The following is a 988-nucleotide window of genomic DNA, read 5'->3' as shown; positions in this document are numbered from 1 at the left end:
GTGCAGCTAGAGAAGATGGAAAAGTCCCTTATGCCTATCGAACATTCGCTGAAAAATATGGGAACTTCGCAAAGAAGCATAAGCTAACCATGCCAATCAGAAGAAAGCCAGGCGAGATCTTAGAGGTGGACTGGGCAGGAACGACGCTTAAGATCATAGATAATTCGACCCGCGAGGTTATACCAGCGTATGTATTCATTGCAACCCTTCCCTACAGTCAGTTGAGTTATGTAGAGGCATTTCTTGATATGAAATCAACTTCCTGGCTGCGTGCACATATTCATGCATTCGAATATTTTGGAGGCGTTACCGAGGCTTTGGTACCTGATAATTTGAAGAGGGGGTGACTAAGCCACATCGGGGCGATCCAATGATCAATGAAGCTTACCGGGAATTAGCCGATTACTACCGGGCGGTTGTGGTGCCCAGTCGCATCAGAAAGCCGAAAGACAAAGCGAGTGTAGAAGGAACTGTCGGATACATATCAAGGCAGATCATTGCATCACTACGAAACTATCAGTGTTTTCATCTAGAGGATTTAAATGCACGAATCTTTGAAAAGCTGGAAGAAATCAATACGATGAATTTCCAAAAGCGCGAGGGTTCTAGGTCCAAAGTGTTTGAAGAAGAGGAGAAGAGCCACCTTCATCCTCTACCTCCAACACGGTTCAAGATGACGGAATGGGCGACTGCCAAAGTTCAACCGAACTACCACGTTCAAGTGGACTATAAGTTCTATTCCGTCCCCTATGAATACGTCCGCGAGGATGTCGATGTCCGAATCACTGCGGATGTAATTGAATTGTACTTTAAAGATGTGCGGATTGCATCCCATCCACGTAAACAAAAAACAGAAGATTCATATGCCACAAATCCGGATCACATGCCAGACCACCATCGGCTTTATCTCGATCACAATCCAGAAAACAACCGGAAATGGGCAAGGACTGTCGGACCGAATACGGAACGACTAGTTGAACATATCTTG

General features: G+C 45.3%; 1 protein-coding gene and 1 pseudogene. Both read left to right on the top strand.

All coding sequences use genetic code 11. The features are described 5' to 3' along the window. Nucleotides 1–347 (top strand): annotated as a pseudogene (locus tag Q4550_RS23185) (IS21 family transposase); the annotation flags it as partial. Further along, the coding region (locus tag Q4550_RS23180; protein ID WP_483298577.1) for a Mu transposase domain-containing protein at nucleotides 344–988 on the top strand (645 nt) is incomplete at its 3' end. The pseudogene Q4550_RS23185 and the gene Q4550_RS23180, both read left to right, overlap by 4 nt.

This window comes from Anaerobacillus sp. 1_MG-2023, assembly GCF_030547345.1.
GTDB lineage: Bacteria > Bacillota > Bacilli > Bacillales > Guptibacillaceae > Guptibacillus > Guptibacillus hwajinpoensis_B.
Note: the sequence above shows the minus strand (reverse complement) of the source record. Positions and strands in the feature narration are given on the sequence as shown.